The organism is Hydrogenophaga sp. (genome assembly GCF_041913525.1).
GTDB lineage: Bacteria > Pseudomonadota > Gammaproteobacteria > Burkholderiales > Burkholderiaceae_C > Hydrogenophaga.
In genome coordinates this window covers 184369-206897 of sequence record NZ_JAYSFD010000005.1, presented here as the reverse complement: position 1 = coordinate 206897, position 22529 = coordinate 184369, and the positions used below count along the sequence as shown (strand labels likewise).

Below are 22529 nucleotides of genomic sequence, written 5' to 3'. Positions count from 1 at the left end.
TTTTTAGTCTGCACTTTCCATGGCCACCCATCTCGACCTTGAAGAGCAGGAACAGCTCGACCAGTTCAAACATTTCTGGGCCAAGTACGGCAATCTCATCAGTTGGGTGTTGATAGTGGTCTTCGGTGCCATTGCCGCCTGGAACGGGTGGAACTATTGGCAGCGAACCCAGGCCGCCAAGGCGGCGGCCCTGTATGACGCCGTCGAGCAGGCCGCCAGCGCCAAGGACAGCAACCGGCTCGAACAAACGCTGAGCGACATGCAGACGGGCTTTGGCGGCACCACCTACGCGGCGCAGAGCGCCTTGCTGGCGGCCAAGGTGCACATGGAAGCCGGCCAGGCCGACAAGGCCAAGGCCGCGTTGTCCTGGGTGTTGGCCAACAGCAAAGACGACGCCTACGTGGCGGTGGCCCGCCTGCGCCTGGCGGCGTTGGAGCTTGACGCCAAGAACCCAGAGCAAGCCCTGAAGGCGCTTGATGGCAAGGTGCCCGCGTCCTTCGAGCCCCTGGTGGCCGATCGCCGTGGCGATGTCCTCATGGTGCAGGGCAAGGCCGATGAGGCCAAGGCCCAGTACGAAAAAGCCTGGTCAGGGCTGACGCCCGACAATGAGTACCGCCGCCTGGTCGAGGTGAAGCTGGCCTCGCTCGGCGTGAACAAGTCTGTGGGAGATAAGCAATGATCGCCCGTCGCGCGGTGGGCGCCTTCGTGATGGCCGCAGCCGTTGGCGCGCTGGCGGCTTGCTCTTCCTCTCCCAAGGCGCCGCAGCCGGCGCCGCTTGCACCAGTGGCCAACCTCATGGGCACGAGCCTTATCTGGTCTGCCCAGGTGGGCGCCGGCCATGCCGGCCTGCAACCTCTGGTGGCGGGTGGTCGCGTTTGGGCTGCTTCGGCTTCGGGCTCGGTCGTGGCGCTAGACGCAAGCTCGGGCGTGGTGGCCTGGCGCGCCGAGCTAAACACGCCCTTGGCGGCCGGTGTGGGCAGCGATGGCGAAACCGCTGCCGTGGTGACCCGCGAGAACCAATTGGTGGCCCTTCGCGACGGACGTGAAGTGTGGCGAGTTCGCTTGAACGCCCGCAGCTTCACCGCGCCCCTGGTCGCCGGCAAGCGTGTGTTCGTGCTCACGGCCGATCGGTCAATTTCGGCCTACGACAGCGCCAACGGTGCTCGTCTGTGGACCACCACGCGCCCGGCCGATCCGTTGGTGCTCAACCAGCCAGGTGCCTTGCTGGCCGTTGGCGACTCGCTGGTGGCTGGCGTGTCCGGTCGACTGGCGGGCTTCAACCCCGACAACGGTGCCGTGCGCTGGGAGGTGCCGGTGGCCAGCCCGCGCGGCACCAACGAAATCGAGCGCCTGGTCGACATCGTCGGCCCCTTGGCCCGCCTGGGCGCCAGCGTCTGTGCCCGCGCTTATGGGGCCGTGGTGGGCTGCGTGGATGCCTCGCGCGGTACCCCCGTGTGGACCAAGCCCGCACAGGGCACCACCGGTGTGCACGGCGACGACCGCTTGCTGTTCGGCAGCGAAAGCGATGGCCGCTTCGTGGCTTGGCGCCGTGACAGCGGCGAGTCGGCCTGGACCATCGAGCGCCTCAAGCACCGCGAGTTGTCCGCGCCTCTGGCGCTGGGGCGCGTGGTCGCCGTGGGTGACAACACAGGCCTGGTGCACCTTGTTTCGCGCGAGGATGGCAGCGAAATGACCCGACTGAGCACCGATGGCTCTCCCGTGCTGGTCCAGCCTGTGCTGGCCGGCGATGCGTTGGTGGTGCAGACCCGCAATGGTGGGCTGTACGCTTGGCGCCCACAGTGATTCGACAAAAGAAAGACCCGCAATCGTGAAACCCGTCATCGCCCTGGTGGGCCGGCCCAACGTGGGCAAGTCCACCCTGTTCAATCGGCTGACGGGCTCGCGCGATGCCATCGTGGCCGACTTCGCTGGCCTCACCCGAGACCGGCACTATGGCAACGGCCGGGTCGGCCGTCGCGAGTACATCGTCATCGACACCGGCGGTTTTGAGCCCGACGCCAGCGAGGGCATCTACCGCGAAATGGCCAAGCAGACTCGCCAGGCCGTTGCCGAGTCGGATGTGGTCATCTTCGTGGTCGATGCTCGCGCCGGCCTGAGCGCGCAAGACCACGAGATCGCGCAATACCTGCGTCGCCTGGGCAAGCCCTGCGTGCTCGTGGCCAACAAGGCCGAGGGCATGACGCAAGGCCTGCAGTTGGTCGAATTTTTTGAACTGGGCCTGGGCGAGGTGTTGCCGGTGTCCAGCGCCCATGGCCAGGGCGTGCGCTCCATGCTGGAGAAGGCGCTGGAGGCCATTCCCGGTTTGCCGCCCGAAGACGAAGAAGAAGAGCCGGCGCCCAACGACGTGATTCGCTTGGCCGTGGCGGGGCGGCCCAACGTGGGCAAGTCCACGCTCATCAACGCCTGGCTGGGCGAAGAGCGCCTGGTGGCCTTCGACATGCCGGGTACCACCCGCGATGCCATTTCGGTGCCCTTCGAGCGCAACGGTCAGAAGTTCGAGCTGATTGACACTGCGGGCATTCGGCGCAAGGGCCGTGTGTTTGAGGCGATCGAGAAGTTCTCGGTGGTGAAGACGCTGCAGGCCATTGAAAACGCCCATGTGGTGCTGCTGCTGCTCGATGCGACCCAGGGCGTCACCGATCAAGACGCCCACATCGCTGGCTACATTCTGGAGAGCGGCCGCGCCGTGGTGCTGGCCGTGAACAAGTGGGACGCGGTGGACGCCTACCAGCGCCAACAGGTGGAGCGCCAGATCGAAACTCGGCTCGCTTTCCTGAAATTCGCCTCTCTGCACCTGATCTCGGCGGCCAAGCGCCAGGGTCTGGGGCCGCTGTGGAAATCGATCGCGGAAGCCCATGCCTCGGCCATGCGCAAGATGCCCACGCCCTTGCTCACTCGCCTGTTGCAGGAGTCGGTGGCATTCCAGGCGCCGCCCAAGGGCGGCATGTATCGTCCGAAGATGCGGTACGCCCACCAAGGTGGCATGAATCCCCCCGTGATCGTGATCCACGGCAATTCGCTGGAGCACGTGCCCGAGGTCTATCGCCGCTTCCTGGAAGGGCGCTTCCGCAAGGCTTTCAATTTGGTGGGCACGCCCCTGCGCATCGAGTTCCGCACCTCCGAGAATCCCTACAAGGACGAATGAATCGCCCTGTCAGGTCCTCGGAGGCGACGGTGTGGTAAGGTCTGCCCCTCATCAACTTCCATTGAACACGGAGCATATCGTGAGCAATAACAAAGGCCAGCTTTTGCAGGATCCGTTTCTGAACCAACTGCGTCGCGAGCATGTGCCGGTGTCGATCTACCTGGTCAACGGCATCAAGCTGCAGGGCCAAATCGAGTCTTTCGACCAGTACGTGGTGCTGCTGCGCAACACGGTCACCCAGATGGTCTACAAGCACGCCATCTCCACCATCGTCCCGGGCCGTCCGGTGCAGTTCTCGGCCAATCCGCCCGAGGAATCTGCCAGTTGAGTCCTGTTTCCTCCTCCCCGGTGAATCGCCGGGTCTTCGCGGCGCCTGATGGCGCCGCTCACGTCTCTGCCCTTTGAATTCCATCGTCACCCAATCCCGAACCCCACCGTCTGTCGTCTTGGTCGGGGTCGATTTCGGCGTGCCCCATTTCGACGGCGAATTGCTCGAACTGGGCCTCTTGGCGGAAACCGCCGGTTATCGCGTGGCGGGCAGGGTGACCTGTAAGCGCCGCGCTCCCGATCCAGCACTTTTCGTGGGTTCCGGTAAAGCCGACGAAATCCAGCTGTTGGCCCAAAGCACTGGCGCCACCGAGGTGCTGTTCGATCAGGCCCTGAGCCCCGCGCAGCAGCGCAACCTGGAACGCCAGTTGGGTTTGCCTGTCAATGACCGCACCCTGCTGATCCTCGAAATCTTTGCTCAGCGAGCGCGCAGCCACGAGGGCAAGCTCCAGGTCGAGCTGGCCCGCCTGCAATACCTCTCCACCCGCCTGGTGCGCCGCTGGTCTCACCTGGAGCGCCAAAGCGGTGGCATCGGCATGCGTGGCGGCCCTGGCGAGACCCAGATCGAGCTGGACCGTCGCATGATTGGCGAGGCCATCAAGCGGACCAAAGAGCGCCTGGAAAAGGTGAAGAAGCAGCGTGCCACCCAGCGCCGTCAACGCGAGCGCCGTGACGCCTTCAACATCTCCTTGGTGGGCTACACCAACGCCGGCAAGAGTTCGCTGTTCAATGCGCTGGTCAAGGCGCGCACTTATGCGGCTGACCAATTGTTCGCCACCCTGGACACCACCACCCGCCAGCTTTACCTCGGTGAAGCCGGGCGCTCCGTGTCCCTCTCTGACACGGTGGGTTTCATCCGGGATCTACCCCACGGCCTGGTTGACGCTTTCGCCGCCACTTTGCAAGAGGCCGCTGACGCTGATCTGCTTTTGCACGTGGTCGATGCCTCAAACCCCGACCACCCGGAGCAGATCCAGTCGGTGATGCAGGTCTTGCACGAGATCGGCGCAGACCATGTGCCGCAGATCCTGGTGTTCAACAAGCTGGACGCCATGGAGGCTGAGCGCAGGCCGGTGCGCACGCAAGACACGCTGGAGGTCGATGGTGTTGCGGTACCTCGTCTCTACCTCAGTGCCCATACCGGTGAGGGATTGCCCGCACTGCGCGCCCTGCTGGCGCAGCGCGTGGTGCAGACTTTGCCACCAATCGATGCCAATGGCCCCACGGTTGACCCTGAGCAGGGGAACCCTTTGGTCTGATTGGGCACAATGTCGTTTTGAATTGAAAAGAGCCGTCTACCCATGGATGTGAATTGGCAAAATCCCGCTCGACCGGCCGGCGCGACGAATCGTTCGCACAAGGCGCGCAGTTGGCGCAATGCGTTCGGCGTGTTCAACCTGAACGATCCGCGCTGGGGGCGTGGCGATGAGCCGCCTCGCAACGAGGGTCAGGGCGATGACAACCGCTCGCAGCAGCGCCCGCCCCGAGGCCAGGGCCCCAACCAGGGGCCGCCAGACCTGGACGAGCTCTGGCGCGACTTCAACCGCAAGCTCGGTGGCCTGTTCGGCAACAAGGGCCGCGGCGGGCAGGGCGGCGGCAATGGGGGCGGACAAGGCGGCATGCCCAGCTTCAACCCCAACCCCAAGGCCACCGGCGTGGGGGTGGGACTGATTGCCGGCGTGGCTTTGCTCATTTGGCTGGGCACCGGCTTTTTCATCGTGCAGGAAGGCCAGCAGGCCGTCATCACCCAGTTCGGCCGCTACCACAGCACCGTGGGGGCAGGCTTCAACTGGCGTCTGCCGTACCCGGTGCAACGCCACGAAACCGTGTTCGTCACCCAGATTCGTTCGGTGGACGTTGGGCGTGACAACGTGGTGCCGGCCACCGGCCTGCGCGAGTCGGCCATGCTCACCGAAGACGAGAACATCGTGGAGATCAAGTTCGCGGTTCAGTACCGCCTGAACGACGCGCGCGCTTTCCTCTTCGAAAGCCGTGACCCGGACCTGGCGGTGGTGAAAGCCGCTGAAACCGCCGTGCGCGAGGTGGTGGGCAAGATGAAGATGGACGCAGCCCTGGCCGAAGAACGCGACCAGATTGCCCCGCGCGTGCGCACCCTGATGCAGAACATCCTTGACCGCTACAAGGTGGGCATTGAGGTGGTGGGCATCAACCTCCAGCAAGGCGGTGTGCGTCCGCCCGAGCAGGTGCAGGCCGCTTTTGACGACGTGCTCAAGGCCGGACAAGAGCGCGAGCGCGCCAAGAACGAGGCCGAGGCTTATGCGAACGACGTGGTGCCCCGCGCCCGCGGCGCGGCGTCGCGCCTGATGGAAGAGGCCGAAGGCTACCGGGCGCGCATCGTGGCGCAGGCCGAAGGTGATGCCCAGCGCTTCAGCTCGGTGCTGGCCGAGTACAAGAAGGCGCCTCAGGTCACGCGCGATCGCATGTACACCGACGCCATGGCCTCGATCTACTCCAACGTGACCAAGGTATTGGTCGACACCAAGGCGGGCTCCAACCTGCTGTACCTGCCGCTGGACAAGCTGATGCAGATGACGGCCCAGGAAGGCGCCGCGAAGGCACCCACCGCGTCGACGGGTGCCGCACCGGCGGCCCCCATCACCGCCCCGACACCGGCCCGCAGCGCCAACGACAGCGCCCGTTCGCGTGAGCGCGAATCCCGCTGATCGACCTAGCCGAGCCAGAGAGCAGTGCACATGAACAAACTGGGTTTCACCATTACCTCCGTGATCGTGGCGCTGGCCATTGCCAGTTCCATGCTATTCGTGGTCGATCAGCGCCAGTTCGGCGTGGTCTTCCAACTCGGGCAGATCAAACAGGTGGTCACCGAGCCGGGCCTGAACTTCAAGTTGCCGCCCCCTTTTCAGAACGTTTCCTACATTGACAAGCGCCTGCTGACGCTGGAGAGCGTGGACACCGATCCCATGCTCACCGCCGAAAAGCAGCGTGTCGTCATCGACTGGTACGTTCGCTGGCGCATCAGCGACCCGCAGGCGTATATCCGCAACGTGGGCGTGAACGAGCGCGCTGGCGCCCTGCAGCTCAACCGCGTGGTGCGCAACTCGTTCCAGCAAGAGGTGAACAAGCGCACCCTTAAGGAACTCCTGTCTGCCCGTCGGGAAGAGGTGATGGAAGCGGTCAAGAGAGAGGTGCTGTCGGCCGTGAACAGCGCCAATCAGCCCTGGGGCATGGACGTGGTCGATGTGCGGGTGACCCGGGTGGACTACGCAGAGTCCATCACGGCCTCGGTGTACCAGCGCATGGAGGCCGAGCGCAAGCGCGTGGCCAACGAGCTTCGTTCCACCGGCTTTGCCGAAGGCGAAAAAATTCGTGCCGACGCCGACCGTCAGCGCGAGGTCATCATTTCGCAGGCTTACCGGGATGCCCAGCGCGTGAAGGGCGAGGGCGACGCCAAGGCGGCGGCCGCCTTCTCGGCCGCCTTCGGTCAAGACCCGGCATTTGCCCAGTTCTACCGCAGCCTCGACGCCTACAAGGCCACCTTCAATGGCAAGGGCGACGTGATGGTGGTAGACCCGTCGTCTGACTTCTTCAAGGCCATGCGCAGCAGCGGTGCTGCCGCGGGCCGCTGAACGCCTCAGGCGCCATGTCCGACGCCTGGTGGCTGGCACTGGGGCTGGTCCTCGTCTTCGAGGGCTTTTTGCCCCTGGTGTCGCCGCGCGGCTGGCGCCACGTGTTCTCCCAGATCCTGCAATTGCAGGACGGCCAGATTCGCTTTTTTGGCCTGATGAGCGTGGCCTTTGGCCTGCTTGTCGTCTGGTTCTTCGCCTGATCGGTCGAGGCCCATTCACGGGGCCGTCAGCCGGTCCCGGTAGAATCGCGTTTTTAACAGCCTCCCCCGAATCCCATGTCTGCCTGGGTCCTTCCGGATCACATCGCCGATGTCTTGCCGTCTGAAGCGCGGCACATCGAAGAACTTCGTCGGAGCTTGCTCGATACCGCCCGGGGCTACGGCTACGAGTTGGTGATGCCGCCTCTGCTGGAGCACCTGGAATCGCTGCTCACCGGCACGGGCGAAGCGTTGGGTCTTCACACCTTCAAGCTGGTCGACCAACTCTCTGGCCGTACCCTTGGCCTGCGCGCCGACAGCACCCCGCAGGTCGCTCGCATTGACGCACACCTGCTCAACCGCCAGGGCGTGGCCCGACTGAGCTACTGCGGCCCGGTGGTCCACACCCGCACCGACCGTCCCGGCGCGAGCCGTGAGCCCCTGCAGTTTGGCGCCGAGATTTACGGCCACGCCGGGTTGGAGGCCGATCTGGAAATCATCGAGCTGGCCCAAGCCTGTGTGGCCGTGGCCGGCGTCCAGCAGGTACAGCTCGATTTGGCCGACGTGCGCGTGATCGATGCCGTGCTGGCGCCGGTGAAGCTGCCATCTGCCACGGTGTCTCGCATTCACACGGCCCTGGCCTGCAAAGACGTGCCCGAGCTGAAGTCGCTCGCCAGCGACTTGCCCGAGGCCGTGCGCCGTGACCTGGTGGCCCTGCCGCGCCTGTTCGGTGACCTGTCGGTGCTGGACGAGGCCCGTCGCACCCTCACGCCATCGCCCGCCTTGCACAGCGCTCTGGACAATCTGGCCTGGCTGGCTGCCCATGTCTCGGGCATGAACGTGTCCATCGACCTGGCCGACCTGCGCGGCTATGCCTATTACACCGGCATGCGCTTTGCGCTGTTTGCGCAATGTGGTGGTCGGTCGATCGACCTGGCCCGCGGTGGTCGCTACGACGAGGTGGGTGCGGTGTTTGGCCGCAAGCGCCCCGCCGTTGGCTTCAGCCTGGACTTGAAGGAACTGGTTGCTGCCGTGGCCCCGCGCCCGTTGGTGGCGGCCATTCGCGCCCCTTGGGGCACGGACGCGGGCCTGCGTGAGGCCATTGCCGCGCTGCGCGCACAGGGCCACGCCGTGGTTTGTGCCTTGCCCGGCCACGACCATCAGGTCGATGAATTCCATTGCGACCGGGAACTGGTGCCTGATGTGGCCCGCTCCGGCGCCTGGACGGTACGAAAACTCTGAACGGAACTTCGCACATGACGAACAAGAGCAGCGCCGCAACCCCCGGGCGCAACGTGGTGGTGGTCGGCACCCAGTGGGGTGACGAAGGCAAGGGCAAGCTGGTGGACTGGCTGACCGAAACCGCCCAGGGCGTGGTGCGTTTCCAAGGTGGACACAACGCGGGCCACACCCTGGTGATCAATGGCGTGAAGACCGCGCTGCACCTGATTCCCAGCGGCATCATGCGCGCCGGTGTGAAGTGCTACATCGGCAACGGCGTCGTGCTGTCGGTGGGCAAGCTGTTTGAAGAGATCGCCGGTTTGGAAAAGGCCGGGGTCGAGGTGCGTTCGCGCCTGCGGGTGAGCGAAGGTTGCCCGCTGATCTTGCCCTTCCACGCCGCCATCGACATCGCCCGCGAGGCGGCCAAGGTGAAGGCCGGTACCGAGAAGATCGGCACCACCGGTCGCGGCATCGGCCCGGCCTACGAGGACAAGATCGCCCGCCGCGCCCTGCGCGTGCAAGACCTGAAGTACCCCGAGCGTTTCGCGGCCAAGCTGCGCGAGCTGCTGTCGCTGCACAACCACCTGCTCACCACCTACCTGCACTCGGCCGACATGGCGTGGGACGACAAGATCGCGCCGTACATGAAAGACGGCGCCATCCAGTTTGAGCCGGTGTACGCCGAGGCGATGGCCCAGGCCGAGCAGCTCAAGCCCATGATCGCCGACGTCTCGCGCGAGTTGAACGAGGCCCACAAGGCTGGCGTCAATCTGCTGTTCGAAGGCGCGCAAGGCACGCTGCTCGACGTGGACCACGGTACCTATCCCTTCGTCACCTCCAGCAACTGCGTGGCCGGCAACGCCGCCGCTGGTGCGGGTGTGGGCCCGAGCTTGCTGCACTACGTGCTGGGCATCACCAAGGCCTACTGCACCCGCGTGGGTGGCGGCCCCTTCCCGACCGAACTGGAATGGGAAAAGGAAGGCACCCCGGGCTGGCACATGTCCACCGTGGGCGCCGAGAAGGGCGTGACCACCGGCCGTTCGCGCCGCTGTGGGTGGTTTGACGCCGCGCTGCTCAAGCGCTCGGCGCAGGTGAACGGCCTGTCGGGTCTGTGCATCACCAAGCTGGACGTGCTCGATGGTCTGGAAGAGCTCAAGCTGTGCACGGGCTACAAGCTCGATGGCGAAGTCATTGACATCCTGCCGATGGGTGCTGACGAGATCGCCCGCTGCGAACCGATTTACGAAACCCTGCCGGGCTGGACCGAGTCGTCGGTGGGCGTGACGCGCTATGAAGACTTGCCGGCCAATGCCCGGCGCTACCTCCAGCGCATCGAGGAAACCACCGGCGTGCCGATCCACGTGGTGTCCACCAGCCCCGATCGCGATCACACGATTTTGTTGCACCACCCGTACCACGGGTAATTCCGTAAGGGCCCCGCGACCTGCTGGGGCACCATTGAACGACATTCCCGACCCGGAGTCTGCATGCTCACCGAAGACGGCAAACACCTCTACGTCTCGTACGACGAGTACCACAACCTGATCGAGAAACTCGCCATCAAGGTGCACCAGTCTGGCTGGGCCTTTGACACCATTCTGTGCCTGGCACGTGGTGGCATGCGCCCGGGCGACATCCTCTCGCGCATTTTCGACAAGCCCCTGGCCATCATGTCCACCAGCTCGTATCGGGCCGAGGCGGGCAAGGTGCAGGGCACCCTGGACATTGCGCGCTACATCACCACGCCCAAGGGCGAAATCGCCGGCCGCGTGCTGCTGGTGGACGACCTGGCCGATTCCGGCCACACGCTCAAGGCGGTGATTGATCTGCTCAAGAACAACTACCCGCCCATCACCGAGCTGCGCAGCGCAGTGATTTGGACCAAGGCGGTGTCGGTCTTCACGCCCGACTACTCGGTGGAGTTCCTGCCCACCAACCCCTGGATCCACCAGCCCTTCGAAAGCTACGACAGCATGCGCCCGGCGCAATTGCTGGACAAGTGGAAAGTCTGAACTGACGATTCACCCGGGCTGCGGTCGGGCCCCGTGGCGTGACCCCAAGCTGGCGGGCCACGCACCATGACCGACATCTCAACGCAGCTCATCCACCACCCCTACCGCCCGCCAGAGGGCTTTGAGGCCATGGCGCCGGGGGTGCACAAGGCGTCCACCGTCTTCTTCCCCAACGTCCAGGCCCTGCGCACGCAGGAGTGGATGGACAAGAGTGGGTACACCTACGGGCTGCACGGCACGCCCACCACCTTCACGCTGGAGGAGCGCATCGCCACGCTGGAGGGCGGTCGCTTCTGCGTGCTGGCGCCCAGCGGACTGTCGGCATTGACGCTGGTGGACATGGCCTTTCTGCGCGCGGGCGATCAGGTGCTGTTGCCCGACAACGCCTACGGCCCAGGCAAGGCGTTTGCCGTGAAAGAGCTGGCCCAATGGGGCATTGCCCACGCCTTCTACGACCCGCTGAACCCGGCCGATCTGGCCGCCCGCATCGGCCCGTCCACACGGCTCGTCTGGATTGAGGCGCCGGGCTCCATTACGTTGGAGTTCCCTGACATGCCCGCTCTGGTGGGGGTGGTGCGACAAGCCAATGCCGGCCGCGAGCGACCCGTCGTCACTGCGCTGGACAACACCTGGGGCGCGGGCCTGGCCTTCAATGCGTTTGATCTCGGCGTGGACGTGTCCATGCAGGCCCTGACCAAATACCCCAGCGGCGGCGCCGATGTGCTGATGGGGTCTGTCGTCACCCGCGACGAATCGCTGCACCGCGATGTGTTGCTGGCGCACATGCGCCTGGGGCTGGGCGTGGGCGCCAACGACGCCGAGTTGGTGTTGCGCGGTCTGGGCAGCATGGCCTTGCGCTACGCCGCGCAGGACACGGCGACGCGCGAGTTGGCCGCCTGGGCACAGACTCAGCCGGGCGTTGAATGCGTGCTGCACCCGGCCTTGCCCGGCTCTCCCGGCCACGACGCGTGGCGCCGCGACGCGCGGGCCGCTGCCTGCCTGTTCAGCGTGTTGTTCCAGGATCACATTCCTCAGGCTCGCATCGACGCCTTTCTGGATGCCCTTCATTGCTTCCGGCTGGGTTGGAGCTGGGCGGGCCCGATCAGTCTGTGCGCGCCCTATGACGTGGCGGCCATTCGCACCCGCACTTGGCCGCATCGGGGGGGTCTGGTACGCTTCGCCGTCGGACTTGAGGCGCTTGCCGATCTCAAGGCCGATCTGTTACAGGCCTGGCCCAATCTGGGCGCCTGATTCCCTGTCGTTTCCTAACAAAGGATCCCCTTGGCCACCCCCAATTACGGATATGAAAAGCGCCAGCGCGAGCTGGCCAAAAAACAGAAGAAAGAAGAAAAGTTGCGCGCCAAGGCCGCGCGCAAGCACGATGACCCAGAACCGGGCCAGGCCGATGCCGGCGACCAGCCGGCCGGCGCCTCGGAATCGGCCGGCAGCGCCGACGGCAGCAGCGACTGACCGACCTGATCCCGTGCTTGCCGCCTCAGGTGGCGGGCCGCAAAAGCTGCGCGGCCGCCTCGGCCAGTGCCTGGGCCGAACGGTCGGGCAGGGTGCAGGGCAGGGCCTTGTCGTATTGGGTGAAGTTGCGGCGGATCGAGGCCGCATACACCGGGTCGTAGTGCAGCGTGAGCAGCTCGCGCACCACATCGGCCACGCGGCCGGCCTGCACTGAGGCGATCCAGCCATTCACCACCTCGTGTCCGCGCAGCTCAACCAATGCCTTCAGGCGCTGGCAAAACAGTTCCGGGTCGCGCACGAAGTAGTCGTAGTCTTCCATCAGCAAGGCCACGCGCTCGTCCTCGGGCAGTTGCAGATCGATGCAGGGGCTTTGTCGCATGGCCTCGATCAAGGCGTCGGGCACGCGCACATTGCCCACCTTTTTGCTCTCACTCTCCACGAACACGGGCCTGGCCGGGTCAAAAGCGCGCAGCGCTTCCCAGATCAGCGAATCAAAGCGCTTTTGGCTGGGTTGTTCCAGGCCCGGCAGGTGGCCCAGCACCGAACTGCGGTGATTGGCTAGGTCTTCCAGGTCCAACACCTGTGCACCCTGCGCGCGAAGCGCCTGCAGCAAGCGGGTCTTGCCGCTGCCCGTGGGGCCGCACACCACGCGGTAATGCAGACGCGCGGCCTGGGCAGGCAAGTCATCGACCAGCGCAGCGCGCCAGGCCTTGTAGCCGCCCTCGACCAGGGTGACGTGAAACCCAATGGCACCCAGGATGGTGGCCAGTGCCCCGCTGCGGTTGCCGCCTCGCCAGCAGTACACCAGCGGGCGCCACGATTTGGGCTTGTCGATGACCTCGCGCTCGATGTGCGCCGCGATGTTGCGCGCCGACAGGGCCGCGCCGCGCTTCTTGGCCTCGAAGGGGTTGACCTGCTTGTAGAGCGTGCCAATGGTGATGCGCTCGGCGTTGTTCAGCGTGGGCCAGTTGATTGCGCCGGGCACGTGGTCCAGCGCGTATTCGTCTTCGGTGCGGGCGTCGATGACGGTGTCGAATTCGCCCAGGCGGGCCAGCGCGTCTGGGGCGCTGAGGGTGTGAACAGGCATGGCCGATTATCGTTTCCCAATCAGGGGCCGCAGCGCGGGCCAGACGTTGTCCAGCATGATCGGCTGGGCTTGCTCATTGGGGTGGATGCGGTCGTTCTGGAAAAGCTTGGTGGGGTCGGGCAAGTCGGCCACACCCTTCAGGAAGAAGGGCACCAGCGAGGCCTTGCCCTGCTTCGCGACACTGGTGAACACGTCACGAAATTCCTGGGCATAGCGCGCGCCATAGTTCGGCGGCATTTCCATGCCCAGCAGCAGCACACGAGCGCCGGCCGTGGTGCTGGCCTGCACCATGGCGGCGAGGTTGTCGCGGGTGGTGCTCATGGGCAGGCCGCGCAAGGCATCGTTGCCGCCCAGTTCGATGATGACCACGCTGGGCTGGTGTTGGCGAAGCAGTGCGGGCAGCCGCGACCGCCCGCCCGAGGTGGTGTCGCCGCTGACGCTGGCGTTCACCACGCGGGCTTGAACTTTTTCGCGGTTCAGTCGCTCTTGCAGCAGGGCTGCCCAGCCGCTGCCGCGCTGCAGGCCGTACTCGGCGCTGAGCGAGTCGCCCACCACGAGCACCACCGGAGGTGCAGCGGAGGCGGCCGGTACCGGCCCAGCCAGGGCAAGGGCACCCATCAACAAGAGGGCGCTACAGTGGCGTCGATTCAACCTGAAGAAGCTGTTCATGACCGATGTGATGATTGCCGTGCAGCATGTGTTCAAGTCGGTGACCGACTCGACTGGCACGCTCACGATTCTGCGAGATATCGATTTCACCCTGCGGCGCGGGGAAACCGCCGCCATTGTGGGTGCATCGGGTTCGGGCAAGAGCACGCTCTTGTCCATCATTGCCGGCTTGGACACGCCGACCCGGGGCACGGTTCACATCGACGGGGTCGATTTGTTCGCGCTGGACGAAGACCAGCGGGCTGCGCTGCGCGCCCAGAAGGTGGGATTCGTGTTCCAGAGCTTTCAGCTGCTGGGTAACCTCACCGCGCTGGAAAACGTGATGCTGCCACTGGAACTGGCCGGCAGGCGCGATGCCCGGCTGGCCGCCACGCAGATGCTGCAGCGCGTGGGGCTGGGCGAGCGACTGGCCAGTTACCCCAAGGTCTTGTCGGGGGGCGAGCAGCAGCGCGTGGCATTGGCCCGGGCCTTTGTGGTGCACCCCACGGTGCTGCTGGCAGACGAGCCCACGGGCAGCCTCGATTTCGCCACCGGCAACACCATCATGGAACTGATGTTCGAACTCAATCGCGAGCAGGGCACGACGCTGGTGCTGGTCACGCACGACCGGGGCATTGCCGATCGCTGCGAACGGCGCATCACCATCGCGGCGGGCAAGGTGGCCGACATCAGCCCGTCCGCTGTTGCCTGAGGGGCGCGGGCTGCGGGGATAATCCGCGCATGTCATCGCCCAAAAACCCGTCTGCGTCCAAGGTCCTGTTCGGCTTTCATGCCGTGGGCGTGCGCGTCAAGACCAGCCCCGCCTCCGTCATTGAAATTTATGTGGACCCTAGCCGGCGGGACGCCCGCATGCGGCAGTTCCTCGACCGCGCTCGCGAGGCTGGCGTTCGCCTGATTGAAGCCGACAGCCTGCGCATCGCCAAGCTGGCGGGCAGCCACGGCCACCAGGGCGTGGCCGCACTGGTGCACCCCATCGAGCAGGCGCGTTCGCTGGATGACCTGTTGGACCAGCTCGAGCCCACCGGCCACGCGCCCTTGCTGCTGGTGCTGGATGGCGTGACCGACCCGCACAACCTGGGCGCCTGCCTGCGCGTGGCCGATGGCGCCGGTGCGCACGCGGTCATCGCGCCGAAGGACCACGCCGCTGGCATCAACGCCACCGTGGCCAAGGTGGCCAGTGGCGCTGCCGAGACCATGCCTTACTTCATGGTGACGAACCTGGCGCGCACGCTCAACGAACTCAAGGAGCGCAACATCTGGATCATCGGCACCAGCGACGACGCGCCCAAAACCCTTTACCAAGTGGACCTTCGCGGCCCGGTGGCACTGGTGCTGGGCGCTGAAGGGCAGGGCATGCGCCAACTCACGCGCAAGACCTGCGACGAGCTGGTCAGCATTCCCATGCGAGGCGCAGTGGAGAGCCTGAACGTGTCGGTGGCCAGCGGTGTGTGTCTTTACGAGGCGCTGCGCCAGCGCAGCTGACCACCATGGACGTTGTGCGCCAGTGGATCCGCGAGGCCCGTTCCATCGCGGTGCTCACCGGTGCCGGGGTCAGCGCCGAGTCTGGCGTGCCCACCTTTCGCGATGCCCTCACGGGCCTTTGGGCTCGCTTCGATCCCCGCGAGCTGGCCACCGAAGACGCCTTTCGCGCGCACCCGCAGCGGGTGTGGGACTGGTACGCCGAGCGGCGGCAGGCGCTGGCTGGCGTTGAGCCCAATGCAGGGCACAGGGCACTGGCTGCCTTTCAGGCCCGCCACCCCGGGCGCATGACCCTGATCACCCAGAATGTGGATGGCCTGCACCAGCGCGCCGGCAGCACCGTGTTGGCCCTGCATGGCGACTTGTGCACTGACCGTTGGTTGGACGATCCGAAGCCATGTTGCAACAGGCGGCCACCCCAGCCGGGGCGACCGCCGCGATGCGCCACCTGCGGCAACTGGTGCCGCCCCGCTGTGGTGTGGTTTGGCGAGGCCTTGCCCGAGACCGAGTTGATGGCCGCCGAGGCGGCCGCCGAATCTTGTGACTTGATGCTGGTGGTGGGCACCTCGGGCGAGGTGTACCCGGCGGCAGGTCTGGTTCACCAGGCGCATTTGGCCGGTAGCCGCGTCGTCATCGTCAACCCGGAACCGAGTGCCCTAGATGGTTTGGCCGATGCTCAGGTGCGCGAACGTGCGGCCCAATGTTTGCCTTTGTTGCTGGAGGACTGAATGGTGTTTCGTTTGACGTTGGCCGCCATAGGCCTGGCCCTGTTGGCCGCCTGCACCCAGGAGCAACAGAACAAACTTGGGCGTGAGATCCAGAACTGGACCGGCACCGATGGTGTGCTTGAGGTGTACGCCGGCGACAAGCTGGTGCGCCGCTTCCTGAAGATCGACAAGATCAGCACCGCCCTGGGCACCGACGACGGCAAGCCGCGCGCTTACCGGTACGGCTATGGCGTGCTCGACGAGAACCTCAACTTCGTGGCCGACCCGGGCGAAAAGAGGGTGTATTTCGAGATCAGCGACTACACCAACGCGCTGTTCTTCCAGAACCCTCGCTGAGGGTCACACCCAACCCATTGCGCCCAGCAGCGCGCCAGCGCCGATCAGCCACAGCAGGTGCAGGCGGGTGCGCCAGGCCAGCACCGCGCTGCCTGCGGTGAGCAGCCAAAGCGGCCAGTCGGTGGCCGGCTGATCGTGGGCCGAGGCCAGCAACCAGCCGGTGGACAAAATCAGGGCCACCACGATGGGGGCCATCCCTTGTTTGAAGGCGCGAACGGCTCGACGGTGCTGGTTGCGGTGGGCCCATCGGGTGATGGTGTGGTTCAGCAGCGATGAGGGGAGGAGGATGGCGAAGAGCGTCAGCAGCGATCCTGCCAGGGCCTGGGCCCAGGAAACATAGGCGGGCACCAACCCGGCGTTGGCGTTCAGGCCCACCTGAAAACCCAGCAGTGCCACGAACAGCACATTGGGCCCAGGGGCTGCCTGAGACAGGGCAATGGACGAATTGAACTGCGCATCGGAGAGCCAGCCATGCTCTGTGACGAGGTAGCGGTGCATGTCTGGCGCCACGGTGATGGCGCCACCGATGCTCAGCAGTGACAGGGACAAAAACTGCCCGGTCAGGGACAGCCAATCAACTGATATGGGGGGCACGGGTCTTCTCAGGGCTTGGAGGGGGTGTCGGGCAGGCCGCGCCAGGCCCACCAGACCGCGACGGTGCCCACGGCGGGCAAGACGGTGGTCATGGGCCAGCGCAGCCAGGCAATGGCCACGGCGGTGACGGTGCCCAGTGCAGCGCAGGCCAGAGCCCCCATTGGGTTGTGGCGCAGCGCGCCCAAGAGCTTCAGGCCGGTGCCGATCACCAGGCCGGCCGCCACCGCACCCATGCCGCGCAGAGCGCCCTGGGCCGTGGGGTGATGGGCCACCGAACCATACAGCGCCGCCAACAGCAGCACCACGACCAACGGGGCCAGCAGCATGCCGGCCAGTGCGCTCAGGGCGCCACGCCAACCGAAGTGGCGCTCGCCGATCACCATGGACAGGTTGATCACGTTGGGGCCGGGCATCAGTTGCGCCACGGCCCAGTCTTCAATGAACTGTTCCTGGGTGAGCCAGCGACGTCGCTCGACCAACTCACGTTGCACAACCGCCATGACCCCGCCGAACCCTTGCAGAGCGAGGACCGTAAACGCCAGGAAAAGCTCCCGGCAGGAGCGCGGAGCGGTGGAGGAAGGGGTGGGGGAAGAAGTGGAGGGGGAAGAGGGCTGAGACGTCACGTCACGAAGGATGCAGCATTTGGCGCACCAATGCCACCGTGAGGGGCTTGCTGACGTAGCCCTGAATGATCTCGATGCTTTGCGCTCGTGCCTTGTCTTCGGGTGAATGCGACGAGGTCAGCATCACCACCACCATCGTTGGCTTGCCCTTGAGCAGCGGCGTGGCTTCTTCTGCCAGCTCAAACCCGTTGAGCACGGGCATGTTGATGTCTAGCAGGATGCAAGTGGGCACCGGTTCGGCATCGGTCCGAAGGAAGTTGAGTGCCTTTTTGCTGTCTTCAAATATCAGGATCTCGCCGCCGAAGCCGGCTCGCTGGATCATGATCTTGTGGAACAGGTTGTCGGCTTCGCTGTCATCGATGAGGATGAAGCGATGAGGGGCGGATGTTGTCATTCGATGCTCCTCCTGGCAAAGGCTGGCTCGGGAAGGTGGATGGAAAAACGGCTGCCCTGTCCGGGGTTGGAGGTCAGCAGCAATCGGCCCTGGTGCAGGTCAACAATGCGTCGACAGATGGAGAGGCCCAGGCCAGATCCGTCGAATTGGCGGCGGGAGTGCAGTCGGGTGAACACGCCAAAAATGGCCTGGTGGTGTTCGGGCGCAATGCCGATGCCGTTGTCCTGGACGTGAATGGCGTGCTCACCGTCAGTGAAGCTGGCGCTCACGCAGACGCGCGGCTGCACACCCTCGGCAACGAACTTGAGGGCGTTGGCCACCAGGTTCTGCAGTGCCAGCCGCATGAGGGTGGGGTCGGCCTGTACCGTGGGCATTGGTCCAACCTCGACGATCGCGTTTCTTCGCTTGATGGCCGAGTCGAGGTCGGCGATCACGGCGGCCATCAAGCCATTGAGGTCAACCGGCATCGATTTGGGCTGGTGGTTGTCCAGGTGCACGTAGTGCAGCAGGTCATCCAGCAGGTCTCGCATTCGCAGCACGCCGCTTCGGACGAAGTCCAGGTAGCGTTGCCCGTCATCGGGCAACAAGGGGCGGTACAACTCGTCCAGTAGCTGGCTGAAGTTGTTGATGGAGTTGATGGGTTCGCGCAGGTCGTGCGAAATGATCTGGATGAATCGCTGTTGCTCCAGTGTCTTTTGTTCCATCTGCCGCACGACCAGTCCCAGGCGTTCCTCTTTTTGTTTGAGGTCTTCAATGTCATGGGCTCGCATGACAATGCCGCAGATGGCGCCAGTGGAGTCCCTCATGGGCAGCATGGCCACTTCGATGTGTCGCAGGCCTCGGCCCTTGAAGAAGGCCTTGCGGTCGTAAAGCACCCGTTGACCACTTAGCGCCCGCTCCAGGTGATGGCGAACCATGGTTTCGTATGGTTCTGCGCCGATGTGTTCGGCCACCGTCTTTTGGATCACGTCTTCTCGTCGGCAGCCGTTGTAGTCAAGGAAGGTCTGGTTGACGTGGCGGTAGGTCTGGTCGCAATCGATGAAGGCGAGCATGTCCAGGCCTGCGGTGACCATGGCCAGGAGTTCTTCGTTGGCCTGGCGGCTGCTTTGGGCCTTGGCGTGGGCCTGGGCGATGAGGTGTCCCACCAGGGATGCCAATCGCCGAAGCGTGTCGGCCTGCTCTGCTGACAGGCGACGGGGTTGTACGTCCATCACGCTGATGGCACCTAGCGCGATGTCGCCGTCCACCACGATAGGCGCGCCGGCATAGAACCGAACGCTGGGCGGGCCGGCCACCAGTGGGGTGTCGGCGAATCGGGGATCCAGGTGGGCGTCGGCGACCTCGAACACGCCGTCTGGTGCCTGGATGGCGTGAGCACAGAAGGACTGGTGGCGGGCCAGGCTGTCGATCTCAAGTCCCCGCTGGGCCCTGAACCATTGGTGATGGCTGTCGACGAAGCCGATCAGGGCGATGGGCGCCTGGCAGACCTGTTGGGCCAGGGCCGCGACTTCGTCGAAGGCTGCCTGGGGCAGGCTGTCAAAAAGGCCAAGCCCGTGCAAGAAGGCCAGGCGCCGCTCCTCGTGCTTTGGATCGAGAGGGGAGTGCATGGGAATCCAAAAAATGGATTCCTTTTTATCACATCGAAATCAAAAGTAGTTCCTAAGAAATACAAAAATTCAAGGGTGCTGTTCTGGTGATTGGCTTACACCACCAGGCCTCCCGACACCTCCAGCACGGCGCCATTCACGTAGCTGGCGTCGTCGCTGGCGAGGAAAGCGTAGACGCTGGCGATTTCTTCGGGCTGGCCCAGGCGGCCCAGGGGCACGCGGTGTTCGAGTTCGGCGATCACTTTGTCGGGGATGGTGCCCAGGATGGGGGTGGCCACGAAGCCGGGCGCGACGGCGTTGACGCGGATGCCCTTGGGGCCGAGTTCGCGGCTCCAGGTCTTGGTGAAGCCGATCACGCCGAACTTGGAGGCGGCGTAGTTGGTCTGACCGAAGTTGCCGTACACGCCCACCACCGACGAGGCGTTGAGGATCACGCCGCTGCCTTGGCGCACCATGGCGTCGGCCACGGCTTGTGAGCAATGGAAGACGCCGCGCAGGTTCACGTCGATCACGCGATCGAATTGCTCCAGCGTCATCTTCTGTAGCCGCGCGTCTTGCGTAATGCCGGCGTTGTTCACCAGCACGTCGATGCGGCCAAAGCGATCCAGCACCTGTTTCACCACCTCGTCCACACGGGCGCGGTCGGTCACGTCGAGCACGAAGCCTGCTGCCTGGGCGCCCAGGGCTTGGCACTGGCGGGTGGCGTCTTCTACCGCCTCGGGTTTGATGTCACAGACGATGACGATGGCGCCTTCTTGCGCGAAGCGGCGGGCGGTGGCCAGGCCGATGCCTTGTGCGGCACCGGTGATGAGGCTGACTTTGTTCTGGAGACGGGGCATGGTGAAGTGATGGGGTGGGTCAGTAAACGGGTTGGTGTTGGCGCAGCGCGTCGATCACGGCAGGCGTCAAGGCGAAGCCCTGGCCGTGGGCGCTGGCGAGTTCGGCGCAGCGGCGCTCGAACGCGTCGATGCCCTGGCCGTAGATGAACTGCAGTGCCCCGCCGGTCCAGGCCGGGAAGCCTATGCCGAAGATGGAGCCGATGTTGCCGTCGTGCACCGTGGTCAGCACGCCCTCGGCCAGGCAGCGGGCGGTCTCCACGGCCTGGCGGTAGAGCAGGCGGTCTTTGAGGGTCTGCACGTCCCAGGCCACACCGGGTTTCTCAAACAGGGGTTTGAGCTGGGGCCACAGGTGCTTGGGCGCACCGGCAGGGTAGTCGTAGAAGCCGCCACCACCGGCACGGCCTGGGCGCTTGAGTTCTTTGACCATGCGCTCCACCAGCAGTTCACCGGGTGTGGCCTGGTGGGTTTTGCCCTCGGCGGCCAGGTCGGCGCGGGTCTGGTCGAGCACGTGCACGGCCAGCGAAAGGGCGGTTTCGTCCAGCACCGCCAGCGGGCCCACCGGCATGCCAGCCTGTACACCCGCGTTTTCGATGGCGGCGGCGGGGATGCCTTCGCCCAGCATGGCCACGCCTTCCATCACGAAGGTGCCGAAGGTGCGGCTGGTGTAGAAGCCGCGCGAGTCGTTCACCACGATGGGCAGCTTGCCCAGGGCCTGCACGTAATCGAAGGCGCGGGCGATGGTCTCGTCGTCGGTTTGCGCGCCGCGGATGATCTCCACCAGTTGCATCTTGTCCACCGGGCTGAAGAAGTGGATGCCGACGAACTTCTGCGGGGCGCGGCTGGCCTGGGCCAGGCCCGAGATGGGCAGGGTGGAGGTGTTGCTGGCGAAGAAGCCGCCGGGGGCGAGTTGCGCCTCGGCCTCTTGGGTGACGCGGGCCTTGAGTTCGCGGTTTTCGAACACGGCCTCGATGATGAGGTCACAGCCGGCCAGGGCGGCGGCATCGGCCGTGGGCGTGATGCGCGAGAGCAGCGCCGCCTGGTCGGCGGGGCTCATCTTGCCCTTGTCCACCCGCGGCTGGGTGATCTTGGCGCTGTAGGCGCGGCCCTTCTCGGCGGCCTCCTGGCTCACGTCCTTGAGCACGGTGGCGATGCCGCGGCTGGCCTGGGCGTAGGCGATGCCCGAGCCCATCATGCCCGCGCCCAGGATGCCCACCTTCTGCGGTTTGTACTTCGCCACCCCCGCCGGCCGCGAGCTGCCGCTCTTGATGGCGTTCAGGTTGAAGAAGAAGGTGTTGATCATGTTGCGCGCCACCGGGCTCACGATGATCTCGGCCAGGTAGCGGCTTTCGATGCGCAGCGCGGTGTCGTAGTCCACCTGGGCGCCTTCCACCATGGCGGCCAAGGCGGCCTCGGGGGCTGGGTAGAGGCCGCGCGTCTTTTGCTTGAGCACGGCGGGCGCCACGCTGAGCATGCCGGCGATCTTGGGGTTGGACGGCGTGCCGCCCGGCATCTTGTAGTCTTTGGCGTCCCAGGGCTGCTGGGCCTTGGGGTGGGTGGCGATCCAGGCCAGGGCGGCGGCGCGCAGGGCGGCGGCGTCGGGCACCAGCTCGTGCACCAGGCCCAGGTCAAGCGCCTGGCGCGGGTTGAACAGCTTGCCTTCCAGCACATAGGGCTGGGCGCCCATCAGGCCCAGCAGGCGCGTCATCTTGGTGATGCCGGTGGCGCCGGGGATCAGGCCCAGCGTCACCTCGGGCAGGCCGAGCTGGATCTTGGGGTTGTCGATGGCGATGCGGTGATGGCCCACCAGGGCCAGCTCCCAGCCGCCGCCCAGGGCCGCGCCGTTGAGGCAGGTGACCACGGGCAGGCCCAGGGTTTCCAGGGTGCGGAAGTTCTTTTTGGTCTGCTCGATGCCGGCGTAGACGTCGCTGGCGTCGGCCTGGCGCAGGCGCATGGTGGCCTTGAGGTCGGCACCGGCGAAGAAGGTGCTCTTGGCCGAGGCCAGCACGATGCCCCGGATCTGCGTCTGCTCGGCCACCACGCGGGCCGTGACCTCGGTGAGGTCTTGCTGCCACTGGGCGCACATGGTGTTCACTGGCGAGCCGGGCTCGTCGAAGGTGAGGGTGGCGATGCCGTCTTGCAGTTCGTAGCGGATGGTGTTCATGCGGGCTCCCG

General features: G+C 65.3%; 25 protein-coding genes. 17 read left to right on the top strand and 8 right to left on the bottom strand.

The window, feature by feature from the left end; translation table 11 throughout:
• Positions 1 to 19: 19 nt before the first annotated feature.
• From ACE3RQ_RS08905 to ACE3RQ_RS08845, 13 genes are all read left to right on the top strand, one after another.
• Positions 20 to 679: a YfgM family protein gene (locus ACE3RQ_RS08905; protein ID WP_374521615.1), complete on the top strand. Its 660-nt coding sequence runs from the start codon at positions 20 to 22 to the stop codon at positions 677 to 679.
• Positions 676 to 1803, top strand: a complete 1128-nt coding sequence (gene bamB / locus ACE3RQ_RS08900; protein ID WP_374521614.1) for an outer membrane protein assembly factor BamB — start codon at positions 676 to 678, stop codon at positions 1801 to 1803. Before ACE3RQ_RS08905 ends, bamB begins: the two co-directional genes overlap by 4 nt.
• A 25-nt stretch (positions 1804 to 1828) precedes the next feature.
• On the top strand, positions 1829 to 3166 hold the full coding sequence (der, locus tag ACE3RQ_RS08895; protein WP_374521613.1) for a ribosome biogenesis GTPase Der: 1338 nt from the start codon (positions 1829 to 1831) through the stop codon (positions 3164 to 3166).
• A gap of 61 nt (positions 3167 to 3227) precedes the next feature.
• Positions 3228 to 3494, top strand: coding sequence for an RNA chaperone Hfq (gene hfq / locus ACE3RQ_RS08890; RefSeq protein WP_374521612.1), 267 nt, complete (start codon positions 3228 to 3230; stop codon positions 3492 to 3494).
• Between the two features lie 82 nt (positions 3495 to 3576).
• Positions 3577 to 4752: a GTPase HflX gene (gene hflX / locus ACE3RQ_RS08885; protein WP_374521657.1), complete on the top strand. Its 1176-nt coding sequence runs from the start codon at positions 3577 to 3579 to the stop codon at positions 4750 to 4752.
• 129 nt (positions 4753 to 4881) lie between these two features.
• Positions 4882 to 6177: an FtsH protease activity modulator HflK gene (gene hflK, locus ACE3RQ_RS08880; protein ID WP_374521611.1), complete on the top strand. Its 1296-nt coding sequence runs from the start codon at positions 4882 to 4884 to the stop codon at positions 6175 to 6177.
• A 30-nt stretch (positions 6178 to 6207) separates the two neighbouring features.
• The gene (gene hflC, locus ACE3RQ_RS08875) at positions 6208 to 7101 is read left to right on the top strand and encodes a protease modulator HflC (RefSeq protein WP_374521610.1); all 894 of its coding nucleotides are present in this window, start codon (positions 6208 to 6210) and stop codon (positions 7099 to 7101) included.
• 14 nt (positions 7102 to 7115) lie between these two features.
• Positions 7116 to 7301, top strand: coding sequence for a DUF2065 domain-containing protein (locus ACE3RQ_RS08870; protein ID WP_374521609.1), 186 nt, complete (start codon positions 7116 to 7118; stop codon positions 7299 to 7301).
• 75 nt (positions 7302 to 7376) lie between these two features.
• Positions 7377 to 8540: an ATP phosphoribosyltransferase regulatory subunit gene (locus ACE3RQ_RS08865; RefSeq protein ID WP_374521608.1), complete on the top strand. Its 1164-nt coding sequence runs from the start codon at positions 7377 to 7379 to the stop codon at positions 8538 to 8540.
• A gap of 14 nt (positions 8541 to 8554) precedes the next feature.
• On the top strand, positions 8555 to 9943 hold the full coding sequence (locus ACE3RQ_RS08860) for an adenylosuccinate synthase (RefSeq protein ID WP_374521607.1): 1389 nt from the start codon (positions 8555 to 8557) through the stop codon (positions 9941 to 9943).
• 63 nt (positions 9944 to 10006) lie between these two features.
• Positions 10007 to 10531, top strand: coding sequence for a phosphoribosyltransferase (locus tag ACE3RQ_RS08855; protein ID WP_374521606.1), 525 nt, complete (start codon positions 10007 to 10009; stop codon positions 10529 to 10531).
• A 66-nt stretch (positions 10532 to 10597) separates the two neighbouring features.
• Entirely contained in the window at positions 10598 to 11782 is a 1185-nt protein-coding gene (locus tag ACE3RQ_RS08850; protein WP_374521605.1) for a PLP-dependent transferase, read from the top strand.
• A 30-nt stretch (positions 11783 to 11812) separates the two neighbouring features.
• Positions 11813 to 12001 carry a hypothetical protein gene (locus ACE3RQ_RS08845; protein ID WP_374521604.1) on the top strand — a complete coding sequence of 63 codons (189 nt, stop codon included), beginning with the start codon at positions 11813 to 11815 and terminating at the stop codon, positions 11999 to 12001.
• 25 nt (positions 12002 to 12026) lie between these two features.
• Here the strand turns inward: ACE3RQ_RS08845 and mnmH are convergent, their stop codons facing one another.
• Both mnmH and ACE3RQ_RS08835 read right to left on the bottom strand, forming a co-directional pair.
• On the bottom strand, positions 12027 to 13088 hold the full coding sequence (gene mnmH, locus ACE3RQ_RS08840; RefSeq protein WP_374521603.1) for a tRNA 2-selenouridine(34) synthase MnmH: 1062 nt from the start codon (positions 13086 to 13088) through the stop codon (positions 12027 to 12029).
• 6 nt (positions 13089 to 13094) lie between these two features.
• Positions 13095 to 13706: an arylesterase gene (locus ACE3RQ_RS08835; RefSeq protein WP_374521602.1), complete on the bottom strand. Its 612-nt coding sequence runs from the start codon at positions 13704 to 13706 to the stop codon at positions 13095 to 13097.
• A 49-nt stretch (positions 13707 to 13755) separates the two neighbouring features.
• On the opposite strand from ACE3RQ_RS08835, the gene ACE3RQ_RS08830 reads away from it, so the two are divergent.
• Genes ACE3RQ_RS08830 through ACE3RQ_RS08815 form a run of 4 tightly spaced genes read left to right on the top strand, consistent with a single transcriptional unit; the run spans position 13756 to position 16300 of the window.
• A complete protein-coding gene (locus tag ACE3RQ_RS08830; RefSeq protein WP_374521601.1) occupies positions 13756 to 14448 on the top strand; it encodes an ABC transporter ATP-binding protein in 693 nt (230 codons plus the stop codon).
• A gap of 29 nt (positions 14449 to 14477) precedes the next feature.
• Entirely contained in the window at positions 14478 to 15239 is a 762-nt protein-coding gene (gene rlmB / locus ACE3RQ_RS08825; protein WP_374521600.1) for a 23S rRNA (guanosine(2251)-2'-O)-methyltransferase RlmB, read from the top strand.
• Between the two features lie 5 nt (positions 15240 to 15244).
• Positions 15245 to 15964, top strand: coding sequence for an NAD-dependent deacetylase (locus ACE3RQ_RS08820; protein WP_374521599.1), 720 nt, complete (start codon positions 15245 to 15247; stop codon positions 15962 to 15964).
• Positions 15965 to 16300, top strand: a complete 336-nt coding sequence (locus ACE3RQ_RS08815) for a hypothetical protein (RefSeq protein ID WP_374521598.1) — start codon at positions 15965 to 15967, stop codon at positions 16298 to 16300.
• 3 nt (positions 16301 to 16303) lie between these two features.
• On the opposite strand, the gene ACE3RQ_RS08810 is transcribed toward ACE3RQ_RS08815, so the two are convergent.
• From ACE3RQ_RS08810 to ACE3RQ_RS08785, 6 genes are all read right to left on the bottom strand, one after another.
• On the bottom strand, positions 16304 to 16894 hold the full coding sequence (locus ACE3RQ_RS08810) for a chromate transporter (RefSeq protein WP_374521597.1): 591 nt from the start codon (positions 16892 to 16894) through the stop codon (positions 16304 to 16306).
• A gap of 8 nt (positions 16895 to 16902) precedes the next feature.
• Positions 16903 to 17517: a chromate transporter gene (locus ACE3RQ_RS08805; RefSeq protein ID WP_374521596.1), complete on the bottom strand. Its 615-nt coding sequence runs from the start codon at positions 17515 to 17517 to the stop codon at positions 16903 to 16905.
• Between the two features lies 1 nt (position 17518).
• Positions 17519 to 17911, bottom strand: coding sequence for a response regulator (locus ACE3RQ_RS08800; RefSeq protein WP_374521595.1), 393 nt, complete (start codon positions 17909 to 17911; stop codon positions 17519 to 17521).
• Positions 17908 to 19518, bottom strand: coding sequence for an ATP-binding protein (locus ACE3RQ_RS08795; protein ID WP_374521594.1), 1611 nt, complete (start codon positions 19516 to 19518; stop codon positions 17908 to 17910). Before ACE3RQ_RS08795 ends, ACE3RQ_RS08800 begins: the two co-directional genes overlap by 4 nt.
• A 95-nt stretch (positions 19519 to 19613) precedes the next feature.
• Positions 19614 to 20357, bottom strand: a complete 744-nt coding sequence (fabG, locus tag ACE3RQ_RS08790) for a 3-oxoacyl-ACP reductase FabG (protein ID WP_374521593.1) — start codon at positions 20355 to 20357, stop codon at positions 19614 to 19616.
• Positions 20358 to 20376: 19 nt separating this feature from the next.
• Complete coding sequence (locus ACE3RQ_RS08785) at positions 20377 to 22518, bottom strand: 3-hydroxyacyl-CoA dehydrogenase NAD-binding domain-containing protein (RefSeq protein WP_374521592.1); 2142 nt, start codon at positions 22516 to 22518, stop codon at positions 20377 to 20379.
• Positions 22519 to 22529 lie beyond the last annotated feature (11 nt).